Below are 24604 nucleotides of genomic sequence, written 5' to 3' on the forward strand. Positions count from 1 at the left end.
AACGGCCTTCCTCGCGAAGGCCGTTTTTTATGGCATGCGTTACACCGGCAAGCAGGTGGTGGACTTGATCTCGGAGAGCGCAACGATCGAGTTCACTTCTTGAATACCAGGCACCATGGACAGTTTCTCAAAGAAAAAACGTTCGTAGGCTTCGATATCGGCAGTGACGATGCGCAGCAGGAAATCCACAGCCCCCATCAGCACGTAGCATTCCAGCACCTCGGGAAAACCGCGGATCGCGTCGGTAAATTCGGTGAAGTTGGACCGCCCGTGAGCATTGAGTTTGATTTCGGCAAAAATCTGCGTATTGAGGCCGATTTTCTTGCGATCCAGCAAGGTCACCTGCCCGCGAATGATGCCTTCGTCTTTCATCCGCTGGATACGGCGCCAGCACGGTGATTGCGACAACCCCACCTTTTCTGCGATCTGCGCACTGGACAGCGAAGCGTCCTCTTGCAACAGCGCGAGAATACGCCGGTCGTAAACATCCAGACTGCCGTGCATAAAAACTCCTGAAAATTGATAAACACCGACTTGAACAAGTCTATTTCTGGCGAATTCATTCCATCTTAGATAAAAAAATTCCCACGCGGCGTGTAAATATTTCTCCAGTCTTGAGAGGAGCTATTTCATGCCGCACCTGGAAGCCGTTCACACGTCGACCCGCCCCGATGTCTGGGCCAGCAATGCCGCGCCCTGCCCCGTGTTGTTTCGTATCCAGGCCGAGGCGGATGCTGATGTGGTCTGCCGGGTACTCAATCTGTTTGCCTTGCAGCAACTGATGCCTCAACGCGTCGAGTCCATACGCAACGGCGATACCGTGCGCATTGAGATACTCAGCCACGAACAGAGCTGGCATCGGGCCCAGGTGATCGGTGAAAAGTTGCGCAATCTGGTCAGCGTTTTCGACCTGCAAGTACAACCGGCGCATGCTGCAAAGACGGCAGAATTTGCGGATATCGCCATCAGACACTGCTGAACCGGCGGGTAATAGCCAGCAATCATTGAGCGCTTCGGGATATCCACGACACTACTAGGCTTGGGTTTCACGGTCAGGACAAGGAGATGTCCGGGCCGATGCTTAGCCGATGTCACCCAGGAGCCTTTATGCGCAACCCCCTCTCCCATGACCAGCCACTGGACCTCCAGCAGTTGGTATCCACCTTGCTCACTCAAGGCCGGCTCCGGCAAACCTGCGCCGAACAGGTGTTGATCACGGGCCGCAACGCCCCGTGCAATCTGTTGCACCCGCTGGTGCTTCTGGCCGAACAGCGCCTCCAGGATCTCAGCCGTCCCGGCAAAACTCTTGACCTTGAAACCCTCACCGCCTGGCTCGCCGAACAGTGCCAGCAGCCTTACCTGCGCATTGATCCGCTAAAAATCGATGTGGCCAGCGTCACCGGGCTGATGTCTTTTGCCTTTGCCCAGCGCCATGAAATCCTCGCGGTGGCGGCCAACGAACAGGCCGTCACCATTGCCAGCGCACAGCCCTGGATCAGCAGTTGGGAGGCCGATCTCAGGCAGGTGCTCAAGCGGCCGATCAAGCGGGTCATTGCCAACCCCCAGGAAATCCAGCGCCTGAGCGTGGAGTTTTTTCAGTTGGCCAAATCGGTCACCGGGGCCGTGCTCAATGACCAGAAAGGCGTTCAGCAGCACGCCCTCGAACAGTTGCTCACCCTTGGCACCAGCAACCAGGAGCCCGACGCCGATGATGCGCATATCGTAAATATCGTCGACTGGCTGTTGCAGTACGCCTTTGAGCAGCGAGCCAGCGATATCCACATTGAGCCGCGCCGAGAACAGGGCTGCGTGCGTTTACGCATCGACGGAGTGCTGCATAACGTTTACCAATTTCCACCTCCCGTCACGACCGCCATTGTCAGTCGCCTGAAAAGCCTGGGCCGAATGAATGTCGCCGAAAAACGCAAACCTCAGGACGGCCGGATAAAAACCCAAACGCCTGGCGGGGCCGAGGTGGAGTTAAGGCTTGGCACCTTGCCCACCGCCTTTGGCGAAAAAATGGTCATGCGTGTTTTCGATCCGCAGGTACTGCTAAAGAGCTTCGATCAGCTGGGTTTCACCCCCGAAGACATGCATCGCTGGCAACAGATGACCACCCAGCCCAATGGCATCATTTTGCTCACCGGGCCTACCGGCTCGGGCAAAACCAGCACCCTCTATGCCACCCTCAAACAGCTCGCCACACCCCAGATCAATCTCTGCACTCTGGAAGACCCCATCGAGATGATCGAACCGGCCTTCAACCAGATGCAGGTTCAACCCGGTATCGACCTGACCTTCGCCAACGGCGTACGGGCCCTGATGCGCCAGGACCCGGACATCATCATGCTCGGCGAGATACGGGACCTGGAAACCGCTGAAATGGCGATCCAGGCCGCCTTGACCGGGCATCTGGTGCTGTCGACGCTGCACACCAATGACGCACCGAGCGCGATCAATCGCCTGCAAGAGCTCGGTATCGCCCCCTACTTGATCAAAGCCACTCTGCTGGGCGTCATGGCCCAGCGTTTGGTCAGAGTCCTGTGTCCTCACTGCAAGACCGAGCAGGCGCTGGCGCGCAGTGACTGGCAAAGTTTTGCCCCGGGCTGGGCTGAGCCGTCACCTGCTCGTGCTTGCAGGGCTGTTGGCTGCGTGGAGTGTCGAGACACCGGTTATCGCGGGCGGACGGGGGTGTATGAAATGATGCTCATGAGCCCCCGGCTCAAAGCATTGATTAGCTCGCAAACAGACGTCAACGCCTTGTACCACATGGCCTGCAGCGAAGGCATGCAGCCCTTGAGGCTCGCGGCGGCGCACAAAGTGGCGACGGGAATGACGACGCTGGAGGAAGCCCTGAGGGTGACACCCAACAGTTTTGTGGGATAAGCCTCAGGCAATATGGCTAAATGTTGCGTCTGGCCGTTGATTTGCGGAACTAGACTGGCCTGACCAGGATCAAACTTGGCAGTTAACTAATATCGGAGTCACCCGTCATGCGCCTTAAATATGCTGTAGCTGCTATCGCACTACTGTCCCTTCCTGTTGGTTCTGCAATGGCCGATACGTTCTGGCGTAACGTCCTGTCCTCGGGTGCTACCACAGGGTCCACTTATCTGACCTTCAAAAAGGACCGTAAAGTGATCGCAGCCCAGGATGATGCTGGCAGCTTCGTAGCCAGTAACGGCTCGATCCGTGGTCCATACCTGGAGTCCGCCATGCAGCAAGTGCGTGCCGACAATCCAGGTCTGAAAGCGACCGATATGGATCTGGCAAACGCCATTCTGGCGAAAAACGCCACCGCCGAGTAAGCCCGGCCAATTGCAGGAGCGGGCAAGCTCGCTCCTGCAAGCCACTTCATTCAGCGTTGATACAGTATTTTCAACTGATGTGAGCCATGCTCTGGGTATGATCTTGTGGTTACGGATCACCTCTCTTCATCTCACATCGGACGCCTTGCCTCTATGAGCTCGCTGCCTTTCCTGCCGTTTTCCAAACCCTCCATCGATGAAGCCACCATTGCCGCCGTAGGCGACGTGCTGCGCTCCGGCTGGATCACCAGCGGCCCCAAGGTTCAGGCATTCGAAGCGCAACTGTCCGAGTACTTCGGCGGACGCCCGGTACGGACCTTCAACTCCGGCACGTGCACCATGGAAATCGCATTGCGCATCGCGGGCATAGGCCCTGGCGATGAAGTGATCACCACCCCGATTTCATGGGTCGCCACCGCCAACGTGATTCTGGAAGTAGGCGCTACCCCGGTGTTTGCCGATATCGACCCGGTCACCCGAAATATCGATCTGGCCAAGGTCGAGGCGGCCATAACGGCGCGAACCAAAGCCATCATCCCGGTCTATTTGTCAGGCCTGCCGGTCGACATGGATGCGTTGTACGCCCTGGCCGACAAGCATCATCTGCGTGTTGTCGAAGACGCCGCCCAGGCCCTGGGCTCGAACTGGCAAGACCAGCGCATCGGTGCTCGCGGCGATCTGGTTTCGTTCAGCTTTCAGGCCAACAAGAACATCACCTCGTCCGAGGGCGGCTGCCTGGTGCTGAACAATGAAGACGAGGCCAGACTGGCCGAGAAATACCGCTTGCAGGGCGTGACACGTAGCGGCTTCGACGGGCTGGATGTCGACGTGCTGGGTGGCAAGTTCAATATGACGGATATCGCTGCAGCCATCGGGCTGGGCCAGTTTGCCCACATTGAAGCAATCACGGCCCATCGCCGGGAATTGGCCAAGCATTATTTCGCCTGCTTCGGACCCGATTTCGAAGCCACCTACGGCGCGCAATTGCCGGTGGCCGACTTCACTAACACCAACTGGCATTTATTCCAGCTGGTGTTGCCAGAACGCAAGGATGGTCAGCCGGCTCGCGCCACCTTCATGAAAGAGATGCAGGCGCTGGGTGTCGGCGTGGGTTATCACTACCCGCCCATTCACTTGCTGAGTCTTTATCGTGCGCGCGGATTTACCGAAGGGATGTTGCCGATTGCCGAACGTGTCGGGCGATTGATCGTGTCACTGCCGATGTTTACAGCGATGACCAAGGCAGATGTCGAGCGCTCAGTGGCGGCGGTAAAAGCTGTGCTTAACGCCGTGTAAGAGCGAGCTTGCTCACGAAACATACAACGCAGTGTGTTTCACCGCAGTGATGCTATCGCGAGCAAGCTCGCTCCTGCAGGAGTCAGGGCGTCTGGCTTACTCGCCGATAGCGGCTTTGTAGCTGGCAGCGTCCAGCAGCTTTTCCAGCTCTGCCATGTTGCTTGGCTTGAGCTTGAAGATCCAGCTTGCGTACGGCGCGTTGTTCAGCTCTTCAGGGCTGTCCGCCAGGGTTTCGTTGACCGCAATCACTTCGCCAGACACCGGCGCGTAGATGTCAGAGGCCGCTTTTACCGACTCAACAACACCCGCGGTATCGCCTGCCGCGAACACCTTGCCGACTTCGGCCAACTCAACAAACACCACATCCCCCAAGGCTTCCTGAGCGTGATCACTGATGCCCACGGTAACCGTGCCATCCGCTTCCAGACGCGCCCACTCGTGACTTTCAGCAAAGCGCAGGTCAGCAGGAATTTCGCTCATATTCAGTGTCCTCAAGAAGAAATGTCAGCAGCCCGCACTCTGCGCGAGTCCGCCAGTAAACGTTAGATCAAGGCTTTGCCCTGACGAACAAAAGTCGGTTTGACTACACGAACCGGGTACCACTTGCCACGGATCTCAACCTCGGCCCGGTCAGCCGTGGCCATCGGAACTCGCGCCAGAGCGATCGATTTGCTTAGCGTAGGAGAGAAACTACCACTGGTGATCTCCCCTTCGCCAACATCGGCGATACGAACCACTTGATGAGCGCGCAAAACGCCTCGTTCTTCAAGCACCAGCCCCACGAGTTTAAGCTGTACGCCGCCAGCCTTTTCGGCTTCCAGCGCTTCGCGCCCAATGAATTTTCGCGAGGCAGGTTCCCACGCGATGGTCCAGGCCATGTTGGCGGAAAGTGGCGACACCGCCAGGTGAATGTCCTGCCCGTAAAGGTTCATGCCCGCTTCAAGACGCAAGGTATCGCGGGCACCCAAGCCAATCGGCGAGATACCGGCACCTACCAGGTCGTTAAAAAAGGCCGGGGCCTGATCGGCCGGGAGCACAATTTCAAGGCCATCTTCGCCGGTGTAGCCGGTGCGGGCGATAAACCAGTCACCGCTGCTCTGTCCTTCAAAGGGCTTGAGCTGCTGGATAAGCTGGCTGCGAGCCTGATCCACCAGCTCGGCGACCTTATGCCGTGCATGCGGCCCCTGAATCGCCAGCAAGGCCAATTCGGGACGCTCACGCAGTTGCACGTCATAGCCTTGCAGCTGGGCGGTCATCCACGCCAGGTCCTGATCGCGAGTGGCGGCGTTGACAATAAGCCGATAACCCGCGGGCATCAGGTAGACGATCATATCGTCGACCACACCGCCTTTTTCATTGAGCATGGCGCTATAGAGCGCGCGGCCGGGCGTGTTAAGACGTTCGACATCGTTAGCCAATAAATACTGGAGCCATTCCTTGGCCTGGACCCCGGTGACGTCAATCACGGTCATATGCGAGACATCAAAAACCCCACAGTCTCGACGCACCTCATGGTGCTCCTCGACTTGCGAGCCATAATGCAAAGGCATATCCCAACCGCCAAAATCGACCATCTTCGCGCCAAGGGCGAGATGCAGGTCATACAGAGGCGTACGCTGTCCCATGGGTTTCTCCTTCCGGGCTTGGCGAAGGTGCGGACAGGCTTATCAAGCATTTAAAGCCGCCAAAGGTGGCTATCTTACGCTTGGCAGAGAACCTGATCTGACAGACAGACCGCACCGAATGCCGCGCATTGTATCCGCATGGGGAAGGACTGACACCTAGCCGATTCGATGTGCCGAGCGCCGGATCAGCCCGATCACGGGCAACAAGCCAACCAGTACCAGTGTCAGGGCCGGCAATGATGCCCGCGCCCATTCGCCTTCACTGGTCATTTCAAAGATGCGCACCGCCAACGTATCCCAGCCAAACGGGCGCATGAGCAAGGTGGCGGGCATTTCCTTGAGTACATCGACAAATACCAGCAGCGCCGCACTCAAGGTGCCCGGCAGCAATAGCGGCAGATACACTTTGAAAAACAGTCGTGGCCCACTCACGCCCAGGCTACGGGCAGCTTCCGGCAATGACGGTCGAATCCGCGCGAGGCTGCTTTCAAGAGGGCCATAAGCGACGGCAATGAATCGCACCAGATAGGCCAACAGCAAGGCCGACAGGCTGCCCAGCAACAGCGGTTTCCCCGCGCCGCCCAGCCAGCCGGACACCGGTATGACCAACTCACGGTCCAGATAACTGAACGCCAGCATGATCGACACGGCCAACACCGACCCAGGCAAGGCATACCCCAGGTTCGCCAGGCTGACACCGGCGCGAATGGTCGGGGTCGGTGCCTGGCGCCGGGCAAAGGCCAGCACCAGCGCCACGCTGACGGTAATCAAGGCCGCCATGCTGCCCAGGTACAGGGTATGCACGATCAAACCGGTGTAACGCTCATCCAGGTCAAAGCGCCCGCGCTGCCAGAACCACACCACCAGTTGCAGCATCGGGATCACAAAAGCGCAGGCGAACACCAGCAAGCACCAGCCACTGGCCAACCAGGCCTTCAGCCCCCGCAGGTGATACAGGGCCTTGACCCGTGGTCGTTCGTTACTGGCACGGTTGGCCCCGCGGGCCTTGCGTTCACCGTAGAGCACCACCATCACCACCAGCAACAGCAAGCTGGCCAGTTGCGCAGCCGTCGACAGACTGAAAAAGCCGTACCAGGTTTTGTAGATGGCAGTGGTAAACGTGTCGAAATTGAACACCGACACGGCGCCAAAATCAGCCAGGGTTTCCATCAACGCCAGCGCCACCCCGGCCCCGATCGCCGGACGGGCCATCGGCAATGCCACGCGCCAGAATGCCTGCCAGGGGCTTTGGCCCAACACTCGGGCGGCTTCCATCAGGCCCTTGCCCTGCGCCAGGAAGGCGGTGCGCGCCAGCAAGTAAACGTACGGATAAAACACCAGAATCAGGACAATGATCACGCCACCAGTAGAACGCACCCGCGGCAATCGCAGCCCCATGCCAAACCATTCACGCAGCAGGGTTTGCACTGGCCCGGCAAAGTCGAGCAAACCCACAAACACGAATGCCAGCACATAGGCCGGAATCGCAAACGGCAGCATCAGGGCCCAGTCCAGCCAGCGCCGGCCCGGGAACTCGCACAAACTGGTCAGCCACGCCAGACTCACGCCGAGCAGCGTCACCCCAATGCCGACCCCCACGATCAGTGTCAGGGTGTTACCCAGCAAACGTGGCATTTGCGTGTCCCAAAGATGGCTCCATATCTGGGTATCAATGCTTTGCCAGGACAGCAGCAAGACGCTCAGCGGCAACAGAACCAGAGCTGCAATGACAAAGACCAGCGGATACCAGCGACGTTGGGCAGGATGGGCCACGAAGAACTCTCGGAAGGTGGGTGGAGGTACAACACGCAGAAAGCATATAGCCGCTGCCGCAGAATGCGACGGGTCGCGCAGTACCCTCAATAATTTGAAAGTCCTGCGGCCCCTGTCTCAGCCTGCGGCAGCGGCTACAAAGGTTGTGCGTTTTGTGTATTTATCAGTTCCAGCCAGCGCGGTCCATCATGCGGATCGCTTCGGCCTGTCGCTTGCCTGCAACTTCAACGGGCATGGCGTCGGCCTTGAAACTCCCCCAGCTGGCGACTTCAGCCGAAGGGGCAACGCCTGGATTGGCCGGGAATTCCTGGTTGGTGCCGGCAAAAATCGCTTGGGCTTCAGGTGTGGTCATCCACTCGACCAGTGCCTTGGCCGCTTCCGGGTGCGGCGCATATTTGGTCAGGCCAATGCCCGACAGGTTGACGTGCACACCCCGGTCCGCCTGGTTCGGCCAGAACAATTTGACCGCCAGATCCGGCTTCTGCTTGTGCAGGCGACCGTAGTAGTAGGTATTGACGATGCCGACATCGCACTGCCCGGCGTTGATCGCTTCCAGCACCGCGATGTCATCCGAGAATACGTCAGTGGACAGGTTGTTCACCCAGCCCTTGAGGATCTCTTCGGTTTTTTGCGCACCGTTTACTTCGATCATGGTGGCGGTCAGCGACTGGTTGTACACCTTTTTGGCCGTACGCAGGCACAGGCGGCCTTCCCACTCCTTGCCAGCCAGGGCTTCGTAGGTCGACAGCTCTTCAGGTTTAACGCGGTCGGTCGAATAGGCGATGGTACGGGCGCGCAGGCTCAGACCGGTCCACTGGTGGGAAGAAGAGCGGTATTGCGGAGGAATGTTCTTGTCGATCACGTCAGAAGTGAGCGGCTGCAGGATGCCCATTTGCTCGGCTTGCCAGAGGTTGCCGGCGTCCACGGTCAGCAACAGGTCGGCCGTGGCGTTTTCGCCTTCAGCCTTGATGCGCTGCATCAATGGTGCCTCTTTGTCGGTGATGAACTTGACCTTGACCCCGGTCTTGGCGGTATAGGCATCAAATACCGGCTTGATCAGCTCATCGATACGCGAGGAATAGACCACCACTTCGTCGGCAGCAAATACGCTGCTCCCGAAAAGGGTAAGGGCCAGGGCAGTCAGTAGACGCTTGGGTGCCAACATGGAGGGCGGTCTCTCTTAATGCGAATCGGGCGTAAATGGTAGTGAATCACATTTGCCAGCTCAACCTAACTCGCCCCCGAGGCGTTACCAGATGTTACAGGCCCGACAAAAGCCTGCGACAGCCGCTGCCGCAATCGGTCAGGGTTTGGCCAGCGGCGGCAAATCACCGGTCAGGCCAAGGGCCTGGCGCACAAACACGGCTTTGGCCTCGGGCATGTTGTTGACCCATTTCAAACCGGTGTTACGCAGCAGGCGCACGGCCAACGAGTCGGCCTGGAACAATCGCTCAAAGCCCTCCATTGCGGCCATGAGCGCCAGGTTATGCGGCATGCGGCGGCGCTCGTAACGGCTCAGCACGCGGACATCGGCCAATCGTTCGCCACGATCGGCGGCGTGCAGCAGCACCTGTGCCAGGACAGCCGCATCCAGGAACCCCAGGTTAACGCCCTGCCCGGCCAGCGGGTGAATGGTATGCGCCGCATCTCCGATCAGCACCAGCCCCTCGGCGACATAGCGCTTGGCATGACGCTGACGCAAGGGTACGCACACCCGCGGATCGGCGCTGAGCACCTGACCCAGACGCCCCTCAAAGGCCAGTTCGAGCTCACGACAAAAGGCTGCATCGTCCATCGCCATCGCCCGTTCGGCCAGCTCAGGTGTGGTCGACCAGACAATCGAGCACCAGTCCTGTTGCCCGTCGCGCGCCAACGGCAGGAATGCCAAGGGCCCGTGGTCAGTAAAGCGCTGCCACGCGGTCTGTTGATGCGGCCTGGAGCAACGCACGCTGGTCACGATGGCGTGATGCTTGTAATCCCACTCGCGGGTCTCACAGCCTGTCAGGCGGCGCACGGCCGAGTTGGCGCCATCGGCAGCCACCACCAGCGGCGCGCGCAGCGTTCGGCCATCGGCCAGAGTCAGAAGCCAGTCGTCGCCGGAGCGGCGCATTTGTTCAAGGCGCGCATTGGACAGCATTTCGATGGCGGTGCCGTGCAGGCAATCCAGCAGGGCGTCTTGCACCACGCGGTTTTCGACGATATGCCCCAGGACTTCGGCATGCACGCTGGCCGCCGAAAAATGGATCTCACCTGTGCCACTGCCGTCCCACACCTGCATGTGTGCATACGGGCTGGTGCGCCTACCGGTGATGCCTGCCCAGGCGCCAAGGCGCTCCAGAATACGCTGGCTGGCGGCAGACAAGGCGCTGACACGCGGTTCAAACGGCAGCTCGGCAGCAAAGGGTTTGACACTCAGCGGGCTGCCATCGAGCAGCAGGATGTTTAACCCGCTGTCCTTGAGCGCCAACGCGAGTGCGCTTCCGACCATTCCGGCCCCAACAATCAGCAGATCTGCGCGCATTTCCATGCTTTAAGCCTGTCTCGCTAGCGGCCTGGGCCGCACCTGAAAAAAGAATCGACACGGAGCTTGCTCGCCCCGGTCGCTATCAACTGTCCGGGCGGGTGCCCAGGCCCATGGCCTGACGGGCAAACCAGCGCTTGGCCGGCGGCAATAAATCGAGCCCCAGCAAGCCCAGGTTACGACCAAACGAGAGCAGTGTCTGATCACTGCCAAACAGACGTGTCACTTGATCCGAAAAACCAATCGTCAGTTGTTGATCCAACTGTTGGCGCTGTTGATAACTCAAGAGCGTTGCCAGGTCACCAGGCTGTTTGTCACTCGCCAGCAAGGCATCTGCCAGGGCCTGGGCATCACGCAACGACAGGTTGAAGCCCTGCCCGGCAATTGGATGCAGGCTATGAGCCGCGTTGCCCAGTACCGCCAGGTGCGGGCGTACCTGTTCTTCAGCTTCAATCAGCGTCAGCGGGTACAGGTGCCGGGCACCTACCTGCTTGAGGGTCCCAAGGCGATAGCCGAACACGCCCTGCAACTCACTCAGAAAACTGCGTTCATCCAGTCCGGCCAGGCGCTGGGCGTCCATGCCGAGACGGGTCCACACCAATGCGCAGCGGTTATCCGACAAGGGCAGCAGAGCCATCGGGCCTTCGTCGGTGAAGCGCTCGAAGGCCATCCCGGCGTGGGGCTGACTGGGAGTGATGTTGGCGATTAACGCACTTTGATCGTAGGGCCGCTGGCGCACGTTAATACCCAGTTGCTCGCGCAACCCGGAACGGCCGCCGTCGGCCAATACCGCAAGGTCGCATTCCAGCGTGGTTTCGTCATTGAGCGTCAGGCAATACCCGTCTTCAAGCGGCTGCAGGCGAGTCACTTCAGCCGGACAACGCCAAATGATCACGTCCGGGTCCAGCCCCTTCCACAGGCACTGGCCGAGCCAGGCGTTTTCGACCACATAACCCAGCGCCGGAACACCTTCCTCGCCAGCCGACAGGCGCGCCGTCGAGAAGCGCCCCCGATCGGACACGTGAATATCCAGGATCGGCTCGGCGCGTTCGGCAATGGCAGTCCAAAGACCGAGGCGTTCGTAGATTTGCCGCGCGCCATAGCTCAGTGCCGATGAACGGGCATCGTAACTGGGCTGGTAGCTGTTACCGGGGGCAAACGGCTCAATCAATACGATCTTCCAGCCCCGGGCCTTGGCTCCAGCTTGCAACGCCAAAGCCAGGCTGGCGCCAACCAGACCGCCGCCGATGATTGCCAGAGTGACTCGATTCATGCCGCGCTCGCTCGTGCTGCTGCCATCAAGGCTTCGATTTCAACAACGGTTTTTGGCACGTCGCCGGTCAGAATTTCACAGCCGCCTTTGGTCACGACTACATCATCCTCGATGCGCACACCGATGCCGCGCCATTTTTTGGCAACCTGCTGATTGTTCGGACTGATGTAAATGCCGGGCTCCACGGTCAAGGTCATGCCGGCCTCCAGCACGCGCCACTCGCCGCCCACTTTGTACTCACCCACATCATGCACATCGAGCCCCAGCCAATGACCCGCGCGGTGCATGTAAAACGCTTTGTAGGCTTCGCTGGCAATCAACTGGTCGACATCGCCTTCCAGCAAGCCCAGCGTCACCAGACCTTCGGTAATCACTTGAACCGTCGCTTCGTGCGCCTGATTCCAGTGTTTGTCCGGGGCGATCTGGGCAAAAGCGGCTTCTTGCGCTGCCAGCACCAATTCGTAAATGGCTTTTTGTTCCGGCGAAAAGGTGCCGCTCACCGGGAACGTGCGGCTGATGTCGCTGGCGTAGCAGTCGATTTCACAGCCCGCATCAATCAGGACCAGATCGCCATCCCTGAGCAGGGCGTCGTTTTCCTGATAATGCAGGATGCAGCTGTTGTCGCCGGAAGCGACGATCGAACCGTATGCCGGCATTTTTGCCCCGCTTCGCCGAAATTCGTAATCCAGCTCGGCTTCAAGGCTGTACTCATGCAAGCCGTGACGGCTGGCCTGCATGGCACGGATATGGGCGCGGGCTGAAATCTGCGCCGCATGGCGCATGACCTTGATCTCTGCCGCTGATTTATACAGCCGCATGTCATGCAGCAGATGATCCAGCGCAACGAATTCATTAGGCGGCTGGGCCCCAAGGCTGGCCTTGGAGCGAATCGCATTGATCCATTCCATCAGATGACGGTCGAATTCGGGATTGCTGCCCATTGCCGAGTACACCCGGTCACGACCTTCAATCAGGCCGGGCAGGATGTCGTCAATGTCGGCAATCGGGAACGCGTCGTCAGCGCCGAAGTCACGGATGGCGCCTTCTTGCCCCGCGCGCAAGCCATCCCACAACTCACGCTCGGCATTGCGCTCACGACAAAACAGCACGTATTCACCGTGCACCCGGCCAGGGATCAATACGATCACCGCCTGGGGCTCGGGAAAACCGCTCAAATACTGGAAGTTGCTGTCTTGACGGTAAACGTGTTCAACATCGCGGTTACGAATGGCCACCGCAGCGGCGGGCAGAATCGCGATGCTGTTGGGCTCCATCTGCGCCATGAGCGCCTTGCGGCGACGTGTGTATTCCGATTTCGGGATATGAATCATGGGCAGACGGGTTCCCTCTTGACGATCAATCAGTGCAGCGAAGGCTTGGCAGCGGGCTCAACGGTTTTCTTGGTTTCGGTGAACAGCAACAACGGCGCAACGCGCAGGTATTCCATCACTTCCATGTAGTCGGTTTCGCCATCTTCAGACTCTTCCAGGGCATCCTGAACCTGAGCAATGGCCGCCAGGTCCTGCAACACTTCCTTGGCCTCAGAGCTCAAGGCATTGTCACGATAGTTGAGCCCAAAACCGGACAGGAAGCCCTGGCACCATTGGCCCAGCGCAATAGCACGCTCGGTCAGCGGCTCGTCATCGGTCGGCAACAACAGAACGACCGTCATGTCGTCACTGGTCAGCTCGCCTTTAACCATTTCTTGCAAGCCGATAAGGGCATTGCGTACGTTGTCTTGCGGTTCGCCTAAAAGCAGCTCGTTGGCATCGGCCAACCAGCCGTCGGCATCGAAGCCGGCACCAGCACAACTGCGGCCCAGCAAGTGGCCATGCAGTTCAGCAGGCGAAACAGAATGGCCGCTGGCGGTCAGCAGGGTGACAAAGGCTTGATACGGGGAATTTTGAATGGGCATGGGCTGCTAGGCGCCAAGCGGCGCAATGTCTAGAATGGAGGCCTTGTATCCTAGCATCGGCAGACGTTCCAAGACCATCGAGGCGTCAACTCGTTTGACAGTCACCATCCATCAGAAAATACACAGTAGGACACAATGGAAGATACCGACCTGCATGCACTGATGGCTAGACTCGAGTTGTTGATTAACCGGGTCGAGCAACTTAAACGTCAAAACGGACTCTTAATTGCTCAGGAAAAGACTTGGCGCGAGGAACGCGCGCACCTCATTGAAAAGAACGAAATCGCCCGACACAAGGTCGAATCGATGATTTCGCGCCTCAAAGCCCTGGAGCAAGACTCATGACTTCAAGCAGTAGCGTCACCGTGCATATCCTCGATAAAGAATATTCGATCATGTGCCCCCAGGAAGAACGCAGCAATCTGGTCAGCGCCGCCCGTTATCTGGATGGCAAGATGCGCGAGATCCGTAGCAGCGGAAAAGTGATCGGCGCCGACCGCATTGCCGTCATGGCCGCCCTGAATATCACCCACGATCTGCTGCACAAGCAGGAAGTCGCCGAAGTTCAGACCAGCAGCTCAACTCGCGAGCAAGTGCGAGACCTGCTCGAACGTGTTGATCTGGTGCTCGCCACTGATCCGAACGAACGTCAAAGCTGATTCAAAAGGTTTCTTTGGGGTATACTCGCGGCACTCCCTGGAGTATTCGCCAGTTAGCGATGTCCCTGAGCCGATTCGCACTACCCTGGAGCTTGCACGTTGGACCGGTGTGCATGTCCGCTTGACGGAAAGCCTTAAGGTCTACTGCAACTTCCACCTTGAACTTTCGGGTTCAAGGGCCAAGCCGACAGCGGTACGTCGGGGAGCCTGATTTCCTAGCACAATGCCAGCCACTTGCTGGCATTGGCTTTCACGAGCCAACCGCCCGGTGAACTCGACCTTGAACAGCACGCCACCATGATCGAACCTGCGCCGCCTACCCGCCCGCAACTTCGCCGAATGCTGCGCAAAGCCCGCCGCGAACTATCGCCCTGCGAGCAACGTCGGGCCGCCCGCGGCCTGTACCGGCAGCTGGCGCAACATCCGCTGTTCCGCCGCTCCCGACACATCTCGCTGTACCTACCCACAGACGGTGAAATCAGCCCGCATTTGCTGCTGCGTGAAGCTCAGCGACGGGGCAAGATTACCTACCTGCCTGTGTTGAGCGCATGGCCCAGAACCAAAATGGTCTTTCAGCGAATTTCCCCCGGCGAAAAGCTGATCCCCAACCGCTATCGCATTCTCGAACCGCGCATCAACCGCGCACGCCAACGCAAGATCTGGGCACTCGACCTGATACTGCTGCCCTTGGTGGGTTTTGATGCAACGGGCGGAAGGCTGGGCATGGGCGGCGGCTTTTATGACCGCAGCCTGGCGTACCAAAGCAGACGCCAAAGCTGGCGCAAGCCGATATTGCTGGGGCTGGCCCACGAATGTCAGAAAGTCGAGCGTCTGGCTCAGGCCAGCTGGGATGTACCGTTACAAGGTACCGTCTCGGACGAGCACTGGTACGTCGCGCACTGAACGCCATGGCATCGCGGTCAAAGCGATGCCATTCAATCAGTGATTAGCGCTTGAATGGTTGTACTTGCTGTTGTGTCAGCTCAATCGGCGCATCGGACGGGTTTGTCCAGAGACTTTGTGTATAACCCGTTGTAACCACGCCCAAACCGAACAAAATAACCAAAACCCACAGTAAATCCGGTTTGCGTTTCATCGATTGCCCCCCTCCAGGCAAATCAACACGATGACAGCAACGGTTTTTGTTATCGGCCGTGCAGCAGCGTCAAGCTTAAAAGCCCGGCATTCTGCGGTAACAGGAACACACACGCAAACACTGGCATCAACCGACTGTCGGTTTGACAAAATGTTGCCAGACAAAATGACCAAGCAGGATTTGAGGAGCAGTGAAAATGGCCTACTGGTTGATGAAATCCGAACCTGATGAGTTCTCGATCAAGGATTTGCAGAAAATCGGCGAAGCGCGCTGGGACGGCGTGCGCAATTACCAGGCTCGCAATTTTATTCGAGCCATGGCCGAGGGCGACGCGTTCTTTTTTTATCACTCAAGCTGCCCCGAGCCCGGAATTGCCGGGATTGGTCGAATCGTCCAGGCGGCTTACCCGGACCCCAGCGCACTCGATCCAGAGAGCCATTATTTCGACCCCAAGGCCAGCGTCGAGAAAAATCCCTGGAGTGCGTTGCAAGTGGCCCACGTGCAAACCTTCCCCAAGGTCATCAAGCTCGACTACTTGAAACAGCAAAGTGCCTTGGCCGACATGCCCCTGGTGCAAAAAGGCAGTCGGCTTTCCGTCATGCCGGTGACGGATGATCAATGGGCTGCCGTGCTGGGCTTGCTCTGAAAAAACCGATCACCCTCAGGACAGTGCTTGCTCGCGATAACGCCACCGCGTCTCTCCCGATCGCGGACTGGCCCGTGTCAGCAGCAGAGGATCGGAATCCACACGGCAACATCCTGCTTTAGCGTCTAGGCTCTATCTTTCCTTTGACTGGCATCAAGTTGCCCCGGCATTGAAGCCGTCAAACTAGAGTGCTCTGTGACACAGGATGTGGTCATGTCAAAGAATCACCGTATTTCCCATTATTTCGTTATTCCTTTGGCCCTCTTGCTGATTGCAGCAGGCGGGTTCGGTTACTGGAAGTCTCTGCAAGACCGCCTCCCGGAAGGCATCAGCATGGGCAACGGTCGACTCGAATCCACAGAAGTCCAGATCGCCAGCAAAATCCCGGGCCGTTTGGCTGAGGTTCTGGTGGATGAAGGCGATCGCGTTGTCCGCGACCAATTGCTGGCACGCCTGGACACCCGAACCCTTGAGGCCTCTCGCAACCAGGCCGAGGCCGAAGTCTTGCGTGCCCGTGAAACCCTGGCTGCCAACGAGGCCAATGTTCAACTGCGCCAGAGCGAAAAGCGACTGGCCAGCCAGGAACTCAAGCGTTTTCGCCAACTGTCCGAGCGCGGGTTTGCCAGCGGCCAGCAACTCGACCAGCAACAAGCACGCTTCGACACCAGCAACGCCGCCGTAACGGCAGCCCAAGCTCAGGTCGCGGCAGCCAGGGCGGCGATTGGTGCCAGCCAGGCCAGGGTTGCGCAGCTCACCAGCGAAATCGATGACAGCAGCTTGCGCGCCCCTATCGACGGGGTGATCCAGCTGCGCTTGGCCGAACCCGGTGAAGTACTCGGAGCAGGCGGACGCGTGTTTATGATGATCGACCCCAGTGACCAGTACATGAACCTGTACTTGCCCGCGTCGGTGGTCGGCAAGCTGACCGTCGGCGCTGACGCGCGCATCGTACTCGATGCCCTGCCCGAGCAGCCCCTGCCCGCCAAAATTGCTTTTGTCGCTGCCAAGTCGCAGTTCACCCCCAAAGAAGTCGAGACCCGCGATGAACGCCAAAAGCTGGTGTTCCGTGTCAAGCTGCGCCTGAATGACCCGAGTGCCGTACCGCAAGCCAAGCCGGGCATGCCGGGCGCTGGTTATGTACGCACAGCCGACGTGGACTGGCCGGCTAATCTGCAATGAATGACCTGGTGCTCAATGCCCGCGGCATCAGTCACCGCTACGGTCAGCAACAGGCGCTGCTCGATATCACCTTCAGCTTGCCCAAAGGTACGCGCTGCGGATTGATCGGCCCGGACGGCGCGGGCAAATCGAGCTTGCTGGGGCTGATTGCCGGGGTCAAAAAGCTTCAACAAGGCAGTCTGGAAGTGCTCGGCGGCCCAATTGATGACCGCCGCCATCGCAACACCTTGTACCCGCTGATCGCCTTTATGCCCCAAGGCTTGGGCGGGAATCTGTACCCAGAGTTGTCGATCCGCGAAAACATCCGCTTTTTCGGCACCCTTTTCGGCCTGTCCAATCATGACTGCGAGCAGCGCATGACAAGCCTGCTGAGGGCCACTGACCTTGACCGCTTTGCCGAACGTCCGGCAGGAAAATTATCCGGTGGCATGAAGCAAAAGCTCGGGCTGTGCTGTGCGCTGATTCATGAGCCGGACTTGTTGATCCTCGATGAGCCCACCACCGGCGTCGATCCGCTGTCACGCCGACGGTTCTGGGAGTTGGTGGACGACGTACGCAGGCAGCGACCGCTACTGACGCTGCTAGTAGCGACCGCCTACATGGAAGAGGCTGAGCAGTTTGAACACTGCCTGATGCTCGACCGCGGCCAGTTGATTGCGGCCGGGCTGAGCCGCGAACTGGTTGACGCCACGCCCACTGGCAAGCTCGATGATGCCTTCACCCATTTCCAGGGTGACAGTGGGCATAACAGTGAACCCTTGGTAATTCCGCCACGTGCTCAAGACAACAGCGACATCGCCATCGAAGCCCATGACCTGACGCTCAGGTTTGGCGATTTTACGGCGGTGAACAAGGTCAGTTTTGCCATTGGCCGGGGGGAGATTTTCGGTTTTCTGGGCTCCAATGGCTGCGGCAAAACCACCACCATGAAAGTCCTCACGGGGTTGATGCCGGCCACTGAGGGCAGCGCAAAACTGCTGGGCAACCCGGTGAACGCCAAGGATCTGGCCACCCGCAAGCGCGTGGGATTCATGTCCCAGAGTTTCTCGCTGTATGGCGAACTGAGCGTGCGGCAAAATCTGGTGCTGCATGCTCAGTTGTTCGATATGCCCAAGGCTGAAAGCCAGACCCGCATTGAAGAGCTGATCCTGCGCTTCGACCTGGGCGACGTAGCTGACCAGCAATCCGGTGAGTTGCCGCTAGGTCTGCGTCAGCGCCTGTCGCTGGCGGTAGCGGTGCTGCATCGTCCTGAGGTGCTGATCCTTGATGAGCCGACATCTGGTGTGGATCCGGCCGCGCGCGATGACTTCTGGCGCTTGCTGATTGAACTGTCGCGCGAACAAGGTGTGACGATCTTTTTGTCCACCCACTTCATGAACGAAGCCCAGCGCTGCGACCGAATCTCGCTGATGCACGCGGGCCAGGTCTTGGCCTGCGACACACCCGCGGCACTACAGCAGCAGTTCAAGGGAGAAACGCTGGAAGCCGCCTTTGTCACCTGCCTGGAACGCGCGCAAAGCGAGCCTGCAGCCCGTGATCCTGAGCCGCGTGACACAACCAGCTCCACCCCCAACGCACCCCCTCCTCCGAGCAAGAACGGTTTTAGCCTGGCCCGCTTAACTGCAGTCGCCAGCCGCGAATCCAAAGAACTATTGCGCGACAAGGTGCGCATGGCCTTCGCCTTGCTGGGTGCGGTATTCATGATGGTGATTTTTGGCTACGGCATTTCGCTGGATGTCGAAAATCTCGCCTTTGCCGTTTATGACCAGGATCAAAGCCCTCAAAGCCGTGCTTACCTCGAAGCCTTCCGCAGTTCACGCTACTTCGAAGAACACGCCCCCATTCAAAGCGCGGACGAGTTGCATAAACGCCTGCAACGCTCAGAGATCAAAATCGCGCTGGAGATCCCGCCTGGCTTCGGCCGTGATCTCTATGCCGGGCGCCAGCCCACCGTCGCGGCATGGCTCGACGGCGGCATGCCATTTCGTGCCGAAACCAGCCGCAACTATGTTGAAGCAGTACACACCGCCAATCTTGGACAGTTGGCGGCGCAAAGCAGTCCTGCACAAAACAAGCAGGCAGTGGCCAAACTCGAAACCCGTTTCAGGTACAACCAGGACGTGATCAGCGTGAATGCCATCGGGCCAGGCGTGATGGCGCTGATCCTTGCGTTTATTCCGGCCATGCTGACCGCCCTGGGCATCGTGCGTGAGAAAGAGCTGGGGTCAATTACCAACTTCTATGCCACGCCACTCACTCGGCTCGAATTCTTGCTCGGCAAACAGGCGCCCTATCTGGCTGTCAGCCTGATAAACCTGGGATTGCTGGTGGCGATGAACCGCTGGCTGTTCGGCGTTCCGTTTAAAGGCAGCGGCCTCACTCTGGCTGTCGGCGGGTTGCTGTATGTACTGGCCACCACCAGCATGGGTCTGCTGATATCCGCGTTTACCCGTACCCAGATCGCGGCGATTCTCGGCACCATGATCATCACCAGCTTACCGACCATTCAGTTCTCGGGGCTGATCGTGCCACGCTCATCCCTCGACGGCTCGGCAGCGCTGATGGGCATGCTGTTTCCGGCCGGGCACTTTCTCGACATTGCCGTGGGCACCTTCACCAAAGCGCTGGACCTGCGCCAGCTGTGGCCACAATGCCTGGCGCTGCTGGGGTTCTTTATTGCCTTTACCGGGCTGAGCCTGATCATGCTCAAGAAGCAGGAGGTATGATGCACAAGCTTTCGCACATCCTGCGCCTGGGCCTCAAAGAGCTGACCAGCCTGCGCCACGACAGCGTTCTGCTGCTGTTTTTAGTCTATGCCTTCACCGTGGCGATCTATATGCCGGCCGCGGGCTCAATCATTGGTGTGCATAACGCCAGCGTTGCCATTATCGATGAAGACCACAGCACGCTGTCCCGCAAGCTCGGCGAGTCACTGTTGCCACCTGAATTCCAGCCACCACAGCCCTTGCCTTACGATCAACTCGATCCGTCGATGGACAGCGGCCAATACACGTTTGTCATCAACGTGCCGGCCAACTTTCAAGCCGACTTGCTGGCCGGACGCGAGCCGAGTGTACAGGTCAACGTCGACGCCACGGCCATGAGCCAGGCGTTCATGGGCGCGGGCTATATCGGCCGGATTTTCCAGCGTGAGTTGCTCGATTACACCAGTCAGGCCGACGCTGGCGCGAAAACCCCAGTGAAAATCAGCAGCCGCGCCCTGTTCAACGCCAATCTGGAAGGGGGCTGGTTTTTGGCAGTGATCCAGATCGTCAACAACATCACCATTCTGGCCATCGTATTGACCGGCACTGCACTCCTGCGTGAACGTGAGCATGGCACTCTCGATCACTTGCTGGTTCTGCCGCTGACTGCGCTGGAAATTATGCTGGCGAAAATCTGGAGCAACATGCTGGTGGTAGTGCTGTGCACCTGGATATCACTGGAAGTAGTGGTGAAATGGGCACTGGGCGTGCCCCTGGCCGGGTCGTTGACCCTGTTTTTGCTGGTGACCGCGCTGTACCTGTTCGCCAGTACCGCGCTGGGGATATTCCTCGCCACGCTGGCTCGCTCAACACCGCAGTTCGGCTTGCTGGCGATCCCGGTCATCATCCCAATGCTCTTGCTCTCGGGGGGCAGTACACCACTGGACAGCATGCCCGAGTGGTTGCAATGGGTGATGCAATGCTCGCCATCGACCCACTTCGTGAGCTTGAGCGCAGCGATTCTGTTTCGTGATGCCGGCATAAACGTGGTGTGGCCGGACCTGCTGGCGCTGACCGGTATTGGCCTGGTGTTCTTCGCCATTGCGCTGGCGCGGTTCCGCAAGAGCCTGGCATCTTAGGCGGCGCCCTCACCCCGAGCCTCCCTGGGAAGGCCGGGCCGAGAAGCGTTACTGAACAATCAAATTGTTGAACAGCAAGTCATCTACCATCGGTTTGCCTGTCTCATCGCTCATCACTTGCTGGACCTGCTTCAGGGCTTCCTGACGCAACTTCTCCTTGGCCTCGACATTGCTCATCCCGTCGCTGGCTTGCTGGGTAAACAACCCCACCAACTGATTGCGGATCAGCGGGTCATTGGCTTTAACCGCTTTGGCTGCATCGGCACCTGTCACCCGCAGTGATATATCGGCCTTATACACTTTGAGTTTCGAGCCGCCATCCAACCCGTAATTGCCCACGAACGGCGGGCTCAGAGTGATATAGCTGATCTTTGCAGCGGCGTCCTCTGCCTCTTCAGCGACCGCCGCCATCGGCAAAAACAGGGCCAGCATCAATACGATCCACGCGTTCACAATTCGCTCCTTTCTTTGCACGGATGGGAAACCATGCCTTTAAGAAAAGGACATAGCTCAGCGCCCTGCCCCTCTGTTCATGACGTTATCGGCCAAAGCGGTTGGGAAAATAGCCTGTCGGCGACAGAACACGCTAGAAAATTAAAAAGATCGGCTGAAAGCAGCTGCACAAAATGTTCACTACTGAAAATTCACGAACTGATTTTTCCCCCATCAGATGGAGGTAACGCCTGTCATTTTCAGTAACGAAAATGTAATGTTCGAGCTCGCTGATATAACAAGAAATTTGGAGCTCTTGAATGTTTGCTTTTTTCCGACCTGCCGCACACCGGGCACCTCTGCCCGAAGAAAAAATAGACAGTACGTACCGACGCCTGCGCTGGCAGATTTTCGCTGGTATTTTCTTTGGCTACGCGGGCTATTACCTGCTGCGCAAGAACTTTTCGCTGGCCATGCCCTACCTGATTGACGAGGGTTATACCCGCGGGCAGCTGGGTCTCGCCATGTCCGCGATTGCCATCGCTTACGGGCTATCAAAATTCCTCATGGGACTGGTCTCTGACCGCTCTAACCCGCGCTTTTTCCTGCCCTTCGGCTTGCTGATTTCAGCCGGGGTCATGTTCATTTTTGGATTTGCACCTTGGGCAACATCCAGCGTGACCATGATGTTCATCTTGCTGTTTATTAACGGCTGGGCACAGGGCATGGGCTGGCCGCCAAGCGGCAGGACCATGGTTCACTGGTGGTCGCAGAAAGAACGCGGCGGCGTAGTGTCCGTGTGGAACGTGGCGCACAACGTGGGCGGCGGTTTGATCGGCCCACTGTTTTTGCTGGGCATGGCCTGGTTCAACGATTGGCACGCGGCGTTTTACGTTCCGGCCACCGTTGCCCTGCTAGTCGCGTTGTTTGCCTTTATCACCATGCGCGACACTCCGCAGTCGGTCGGTTTGCCGCCGATTGAGCAGTACAAGAATGATTACCCGGCCGGTTACGATTCCAGCCATGAAGACGAATTCAGCGCCAAAGAGATCTTCGTCAAATACGTGCTGCGCAACAAAATGCTGTGGTACATCGCCCTGGCCAACGTGTTCGTTTACCTGCTGCGCTACGGCGTTCTGGACTGGGCACCTACTTATCTCAAGGAAGCCAAGCACTTCACCGTAGATACAACCTCGTGGGCGTACTTCTTTTACGAGTGGGCAGGTATTCCGGGCACGCTGCTGTGCGGCTGGATGTCGGACAAAATCTTCCGGGGCAATCGCGGCCTGACCGGCATCGTCTTCATGTCATTGGTGACCGTCGCCACACTGGTTTACTGGCTTAACCCACCGGGCAATCCGACGGTAGACATGATCGCGCTGTTCTCCATCGGCTTCCTGATTTACGGACCCGTAATGCTGATCGGTTTGCAGGCGCTGGAGTTGGCACCGAAGAAAGCAGCCGGTACGGCCGCAGGGTTCACCGGGCTGTTTGGCTACCTCGGCGGTTCGGTGGCGGCCAGTGCGGCAATGGGCTACCTGGTTGACCACTTCGGTTGGGATGGCGGTTTTGTGTTGCTGATCAGTGCATGCCTGTTAGCAATAGCCTTTATGATCCCGACACTGCGCCACAAAAATGTAGCCAGTGAAGGGCGTGCAGTCGAAGCTTAAGGCTCGACTGAACGACAGCGCTTGAGCCGCGCCTCCAGGTTTCGATCTGGCATGGCGTGGCTACGCAGGGCGCTCATGGTCTGCTCGACATAATCGCGAGTGGTGCCATAGCGTCCGCTGGCATTGGCCAATACCTGGCTCAGTATGCCGTCTGACAGGTTGCCCGCGTAGCTGGGCAAATGTCGCTCCAGCACAAATCCCAATGCCTGTACCCGACTCCCATCTTCGAGCCGGCAGCTTAGCCAGTGCGGTCGATAGGATGGCACCGGCATTTCACGTCGCCATAAAGCCTCAAGCGCAGTGTCGAGGTTTTCTTCAGGCAGGCGGTAGGCAAAGCCACTGCACGAACCGCCACGGTCCAGACCAAATACCAGGCCGGGCCATTGCGGCGTGCCGCGATGCTCGTGGGACCACAAATACAACCCTCGATGGTAGCCATGCACGCGGCCCCGGACACGCTCGACTGCCGGACACTCAGGACGCCAAATCAGAGAACCATAGGCGAAAAGCCAGATCGGTCCGCCTTTATGGCGCGCCAGTGTGTCTTGCAAGGAGTGCTGAAGCTGTTCGGGCGTCAATGGCGCCCCAAGATCGAGTCGCGGGGGATAGGGTGAGTTTAAACAGGCAGATTCAATGGCAGTCATAACGGGAGGTGAAGGGTCCTGCAGGCAATACATGGATATAAACAGAAAGGGCGTTGCTGATCTTATAGCACTAAAAATGAATTCGCCCGCGTCGCAGGACGGATGACCTGGCAACTCCAGAACCCGGACTGAATTGCCCATGAGCGGCCAACTCTGTAAAGGCTATGTTCAGGTTGTGAATTAAAGATCACTTTATAGTGGCCGCCCTCTCGCGTACCTGTCTGTCGACAAAGGCTTTTGATGAAAAAAACAGGGATCTGCGGCCTGTTAATGCTGGCTTACGCCAGTGTGGCACTGGCGCAAAGCGACACGCCCACCCGCGACAAAGACTTCTGGTATGTGCAAACCAGCGTCTATACCAAGCACTTTTCGCCCGACCCGGAGCACAACAACAATCAGGATTTGATTGGCCTTGAATACCACGACGGCTCAGGCTGGCTTGTGGGGGGCGCAACTTTTCGCAATTCATTCAGGCAACGCTCGTATTACGCCTACGCCGGTAAACGCTTTGAGAGTGACACCTACCCGGTCTATTTGAAGCTGACCGGTGGCTTGCTGGAGGGCTATCACGGTGAATATCAGGACAAGATCCCGCTCAACCGTTTCGGCGTCGCGCCCGTCATCATCCCGTCCGTGGGCGCCCATTACGGCCCGGTGGCCGCCGAGCTGGTGCTGCTCGGCGCCAATGCAGCCATGATTACAACCGGTTTGCGCTTCTAGACG

General features: G+C 58.3%; 25 protein-coding genes and 1 other RNA gene. 14 read left to right on the forward strand and 12 right to left on the reverse strand.

Annotation, left to right across the window (positions count from 1 at the left end):
- Positions 1 to 39: 39 nt before the first annotated feature.
- Positions 40 to 504: an Lrp/AsnC family transcriptional regulator gene (locus tag DQN55_RS21390; RefSeq protein WP_048383863.1), complete on the reverse strand. Its 465-nt coding sequence runs from the start codon at positions 502 to 504 to the stop codon at positions 40 to 42.
- 127 nt (positions 505 to 631) lie between these two features.
- On the opposite strand from DQN55_RS21390, the gene DQN55_RS21395 reads away from it, so the two are divergent.
- The 4 genes from DQN55_RS21395 to DQN55_RS21410 all read left to right on the forward strand — a co-directional run bounded on the left by DQN55_RS21395 (position 632) and on the right by DQN55_RS21410 (position 4604).
- Positions 632 to 979: a hypothetical protein gene (locus tag DQN55_RS21395; protein ID WP_048383862.1), complete on the forward strand. Its 348-nt coding sequence runs from the start codon at positions 632 to 634 to the stop codon at positions 977 to 979.
- A 128-nt stretch (positions 980 to 1107) separates the two neighbouring features.
- Positions 1108 to 2886, forward strand: coding sequence for a type IV pilus assembly ATPase TfpB (locus DQN55_RS21400; protein WP_048383860.1), 1779 nt, complete (start codon positions 1108 to 1110; stop codon positions 2884 to 2886).
- A 107-nt stretch (positions 2887 to 2993) separates the two neighbouring features.
- Entirely contained in the window at positions 2994 to 3308 is a 315-nt protein-coding gene (locus DQN55_RS21405) for a DUF2388 domain-containing protein (protein ID WP_048383859.1), read from the forward strand.
- Positions 3309 to 3461: 153 nt separating this feature from the next.
- Positions 3462 to 4604, forward strand: coding sequence for a DegT/DnrJ/EryC1/StrS family aminotransferase (locus DQN55_RS21410; protein WP_048383858.1), 1143 nt, complete (start codon positions 3462 to 3464; stop codon positions 4602 to 4604).
- Positions 4605 to 4700: 96 nt separating this feature from the next.
- Here the strand turns inward: DQN55_RS21410 and gcvH are convergent, their stop codons facing one another.
- The 8 genes from gcvH to DQN55_RS21450 all read right to left on the reverse strand — a co-directional run bounded on the left by gcvH (position 4701) and on the right by DQN55_RS21450 (position 13711).
- Entirely contained in the window at positions 4701 to 5084 is a 384-nt protein-coding gene (gene gcvH / locus DQN55_RS21415; protein ID WP_048383857.1) for a glycine cleavage system protein GcvH, read from the reverse strand.
- A 62-nt stretch (positions 5085 to 5146) separates the two neighbouring features.
- Positions 5147 to 6229 carry a glycine cleavage system aminomethyltransferase GcvT gene (gene gcvT / locus DQN55_RS21420; RefSeq protein ID WP_048383854.1) on the reverse strand — a complete coding sequence of 361 codons (1083 nt, stop codon included), beginning with the start codon at positions 6227 to 6229 and terminating at the stop codon, positions 5147 to 5149.
- 156 nt (positions 6230 to 6385) lie between these two features.
- Entirely contained in the window at positions 6386 to 8002 is a 1617-nt protein-coding gene (locus tag DQN55_RS21425; protein WP_048383848.1) for an ABC transporter permease, read from the reverse strand.
- Positions 8003 to 8165: 163 nt separating this feature from the next.
- Positions 8166 to 9167, reverse strand: a complete 1002-nt coding sequence (locus tag DQN55_RS21430; RefSeq protein WP_048383847.1) for an extracellular solute-binding protein — start codon at positions 9165 to 9167, stop codon at positions 8166 to 8168.
- 138 nt (positions 9168 to 9305) lie between these two features.
- Entirely contained in the window at positions 9306 to 10523 is a 1218-nt protein-coding gene (locus DQN55_RS21435) for a 2-octaprenyl-3-methyl-6-methoxy-1,4-benzoquinol hydroxylase (RefSeq protein ID WP_162837547.1), read from the reverse strand.
- Positions 10524 to 10608: 85 nt separating this feature from the next.
- Entirely contained in the window at positions 10609 to 11796 is a 1188-nt protein-coding gene (ubiH, locus tag DQN55_RS21440) for a 2-octaprenyl-6-methoxyphenyl hydroxylase (protein WP_048383837.1), read from the reverse strand.
- The gene (gene pepP, locus DQN55_RS21445) at positions 11793 to 13127 is read right to left on the reverse strand and encodes a Xaa-Pro aminopeptidase (protein ID WP_048383835.1); all 1335 of its coding nucleotides are present in this window, start codon (positions 13125 to 13127) and stop codon (positions 11793 to 11795) included. Before pepP ends, ubiH begins: the two co-directional genes overlap by 4 nt.
- A gap of 29 nt (positions 13128 to 13156) precedes the next feature.
- The gene (locus DQN55_RS21450) at positions 13157 to 13711 is read right to left on the reverse strand and encodes a YecA/YgfB family protein (protein WP_048383833.1); all 555 of its coding nucleotides are present in this window, start codon (positions 13709 to 13711) and stop codon (positions 13157 to 13159) included.
- Between the two features lie 135 nt (positions 13712 to 13846).
- Here DQN55_RS21450 and DQN55_RS21455 point away from each other — a divergent pair, with 135 nt between their 5' ends.
- From DQN55_RS21455 to DQN55_RS21470, 4 genes are all read left to right on the forward strand, one after another.
- Positions 13847 to 14056, forward strand: coding sequence for a TIGR02449 family protein (locus DQN55_RS21455; RefSeq protein WP_048383831.1), 210 nt, complete (start codon positions 13847 to 13849; stop codon positions 14054 to 14056).
- Positions 14053 to 14370 carry a cell division protein ZapA gene (locus DQN55_RS21460; protein WP_048383829.1) on the forward strand — a complete coding sequence of 106 codons (318 nt, stop codon included), beginning with the start codon at positions 14053 to 14055 and terminating at the stop codon, positions 14368 to 14370. Before DQN55_RS21455 ends, DQN55_RS21460 begins: the two co-directional genes overlap by 4 nt.
- 31 nt (positions 14371 to 14401) lie before the next feature.
- Positions 14402 to 14579: non-coding RNA, 6S RNA (gene ssrS, locus DQN55_RS21465), on the forward strand.
- Positions 14580 to 14667: 88 nt separating this feature from the next.
- Positions 14668 to 15273 carry a 5-formyltetrahydrofolate cyclo-ligase gene (locus DQN55_RS21470; protein WP_048384031.1) on the forward strand — a complete coding sequence of 202 codons (606 nt, stop codon included), beginning with the start codon at positions 14668 to 14670 and terminating at the stop codon, positions 15271 to 15273.
- A 43-nt stretch (positions 15274 to 15316) separates the two neighbouring features.
- Here the strand turns inward: DQN55_RS21470 and DQN55_RS21475 are convergent, their stop codons facing one another.
- Positions 15317 to 15466: a hypothetical protein gene (locus DQN55_RS21475; protein WP_088500048.1), complete on the reverse strand. Its 150-nt coding sequence runs from the start codon at positions 15464 to 15466 to the stop codon at positions 15317 to 15319.
- Positions 15467 to 15662: 196 nt separating this feature from the next.
- Between DQN55_RS21475 and DQN55_RS21480 the strand changes: the two genes are divergently transcribed.
- The 4 genes from DQN55_RS21480 to DQN55_RS21495 all read left to right on the forward strand — a co-directional run bounded on the left by DQN55_RS21480 (position 15663) and on the right by DQN55_RS21495 (position 21135).
- Positions 15663 to 16112, forward strand: coding sequence for an EVE domain-containing protein (locus DQN55_RS21480; RefSeq protein WP_048383827.1), 450 nt, complete (start codon positions 15663 to 15665; stop codon positions 16110 to 16112).
- A gap of 213 nt (positions 16113 to 16325) precedes the next feature.
- Entirely contained in the window at positions 16326 to 17291 is a 966-nt protein-coding gene (locus DQN55_RS21485) for an HlyD family secretion protein (protein WP_048383824.1), read from the forward strand.
- On the forward strand, positions 17288 to 20017 hold the full coding sequence (gene rbbA / locus DQN55_RS21490) for a ribosome-associated ATPase/putative transporter RbbA (protein WP_048383822.1): 2730 nt from the start codon (positions 17288 to 17290) through the stop codon (positions 20015 to 20017). The genes DQN55_RS21485 and rbbA overlap by 4 nt, the downstream gene beginning before the upstream one ends.
- Positions 20017 to 21135 (forward strand): ABC transporter permease, encoded by a 1119-nt coding sequence (locus DQN55_RS21495; protein WP_074703068.1) that lies wholly within the window; start codon positions 20017 to 20019, stop codon positions 21133 to 21135. Before rbbA ends, DQN55_RS21495 begins: the two co-directional genes overlap by 1 nt.
- 48 nt (positions 21136 to 21183) lie before the next feature.
- Here the strand turns inward: DQN55_RS21495 and DQN55_RS21500 are convergent, their stop codons facing one another.
- Positions 21184 to 21588, reverse strand: a complete 405-nt coding sequence (locus DQN55_RS21500) for a flagellar basal body-associated protein FliL (RefSeq protein ID WP_048383818.1) — start codon at positions 21586 to 21588, stop codon at positions 21184 to 21186.
- Positions 21589 to 21887: 299 nt separating this feature from the next.
- Between DQN55_RS21500 and glpT the strand changes: the two genes are divergently transcribed.
- Complete coding sequence (glpT, locus tag DQN55_RS21505; RefSeq protein ID WP_048383813.1) at positions 21888 to 23237, forward strand: glycerol-3-phosphate transporter; 1350 nt, start codon at positions 21888 to 21890, stop codon at positions 23235 to 23237.
- Here glpT and DQN55_RS21510 read toward each other — a convergent pair.
- On the reverse strand, positions 23234 to 23881 hold the full coding sequence (locus DQN55_RS21510) for a gamma-glutamylcyclotransferase (RefSeq protein ID WP_048383812.1): 648 nt from the start codon (positions 23879 to 23881) through the stop codon (positions 23234 to 23236). The genes glpT and DQN55_RS21510 overlap by 4 nt on opposite strands.
- A 270-nt stretch (positions 23882 to 24151) precedes the next feature.
- Between DQN55_RS21510 and DQN55_RS21515 the strand changes: the two genes are divergently transcribed.
- Positions 24152 to 24601, forward strand: coding sequence for a sn-glycerol-3-phosphate transporter (locus tag DQN55_RS21515; protein ID WP_082150784.1), 450 nt, complete (start codon positions 24152 to 24154; stop codon positions 24599 to 24601).
- Positions 24602 to 24604 lie beyond the last annotated feature (3 nt).

Origin of the sequence: Pseudomonas taetrolens, from assembly GCF_900475285.1 — a bacterium.
In the GTDB taxonomy this organism is placed as follows: Bacteria; Pseudomonadota; Gammaproteobacteria; order Pseudomonadales; family Pseudomonadaceae; genus Aquipseudomonas; species Aquipseudomonas taetrolens.

What these genes read in the sequence shown, in the direction of transcription:
- DQN55_RS21495 (WP_074703068.1), top strand. Translation starts at nt 20,017, where the DNA reads ATGCACAAGCTTTCGCACATCCTGCGCCTGGGCCTCAAAGAGCTGACC.
- DQN55_RS21450 (WP_048383833.1), bottom strand. Translation starts at nt 13,711, where the DNA reads ATGCCCATTCAAAATTCCCCGTATCAAGCCTTTGTCACCCTGCTGACC.
- DQN55_RS21410 (WP_048383858.1), top strand. Translation starts at nt 3,462, where the DNA reads ATGAGCTCGCTGCCTTTCCTGCCGTTTTCCAAACCCTCCATCGATGAA.
- ubiH (WP_048383837.1), bottom strand. Translation starts at nt 11,796, where the DNA reads ATGAATCGAGTCACTCTGGCAATCATCGGCGGCGGTCTGGTTGGCGCC.
- DQN55_RS21395 (WP_048383862.1), top strand. Translation starts at nt 632, where the DNA reads ATGCCGCACCTGGAAGCCGTTCACACGTCGACCCGCCCCGATGTCTGG.
- DQN55_RS21480 (WP_048383827.1), top strand. Translation starts at nt 15,663, where the DNA reads ATGGCCTACTGGTTGATGAAATCCGAACCTGATGAGTTCTCGATCAAG.
- gcvH (WP_048383857.1), bottom strand. Translation starts at nt 5,084, where the DNA reads ATGAGCGAAATTCCTGCTGACCTGCGCTTTGCTGAAAGTCACGAGTGG.
- DQN55_RS21475 (WP_088500048.1), bottom strand. Translation starts at nt 15,466, where the DNA reads ATGAAACGCAAACCGGATTTACTGTGGGTTTTGGTTATTTTGTTCGGT.
- DQN55_RS21435 (WP_162837547.1), bottom strand. Translation starts at nt 10,523, where the DNA reads ATGCGCGCAGATCTGCTGATTGTTGGGGCCGGAATGGTCGGAAGCGCA.
- DQN55_RS21390 (WP_048383863.1), bottom strand. Translation starts at nt 504, where the DNA reads ATGCACGGCAGTCTGGATGTTTACGACCGGCGTATTCTCGCGCTGTTG.
- DQN55_RS21510 (WP_048383812.1), bottom strand. Translation starts at nt 23,881, where the DNA reads ATGACTGCCATTGAATCTGCCTGTTTAAACTCACCCTATCCCCCGCGA.
- DQN55_RS21400 (WP_048383860.1), top strand. Translation starts at nt 1,108, where the DNA reads ATGCGCAACCCCCTCTCCCATGACCAGCCACTGGACCTCCAGCAGTTG.
- pepP (WP_048383835.1), bottom strand. Translation starts at nt 13,127, where the DNA reads ATGATTCATATCCCGAAATCGGAATACACACGTCGCCGCAAGGCGCTC.
- DQN55_RS21430 (WP_048383847.1), bottom strand. Translation starts at nt 9,167, where the DNA reads ATGTTGGCACCCAAGCGTCTACTGACTGCCCTGGCCCTTACCCTTTTC.
- DQN55_RS21515 (WP_082150784.1), top strand. Translation starts at nt 24,152, where the DNA reads ATGCTGGCTTACGCCAGTGTGGCACTGGCGCAAAGCGACACGCCCACC.
- DQN55_RS21405 (WP_048383859.1), top strand. Translation starts at nt 2,994, where the DNA reads ATGCGCCTTAAATATGCTGTAGCTGCTATCGCACTACTGTCCCTTCCT.
- gcvT (WP_048383854.1), bottom strand. Translation starts at nt 6,229, where the DNA reads ATGGGACAGCGTACGCCTCTGTATGACCTGCATCTCGCCCTTGGCGCG.
- rbbA (WP_048383822.1), top strand. Translation starts at nt 17,288, where the DNA reads ATGAATGACCTGGTGCTCAATGCCCGCGGCATCAGTCACCGCTACGGT.
- glpT (WP_048383813.1), top strand. Translation starts at nt 21,888, where the DNA reads ATGTTTGCTTTTTTCCGACCTGCCGCACACCGGGCACCTCTGCCCGAA.
- DQN55_RS21485 (WP_048383824.1), top strand. Translation starts at nt 16,326, where the DNA reads ATGTCAAAGAATCACCGTATTTCCCATTATTTCGTTATTCCTTTGGCC.
- DQN55_RS21470 (WP_048384031.1), top strand. Translation starts at nt 14,668, where the DNA reads ATGATCGAACCTGCGCCGCCTACCCGCCCGCAACTTCGCCGAATGCTG.
- DQN55_RS21455 (WP_048383831.1), top strand. Translation starts at nt 13,847, where the DNA reads ATGGAAGATACCGACCTGCATGCACTGATGGCTAGACTCGAGTTGTTG.
- DQN55_RS21460 (WP_048383829.1), top strand. Translation starts at nt 14,053, where the DNA reads ATGACTTCAAGCAGTAGCGTCACCGTGCATATCCTCGATAAAGAATAT.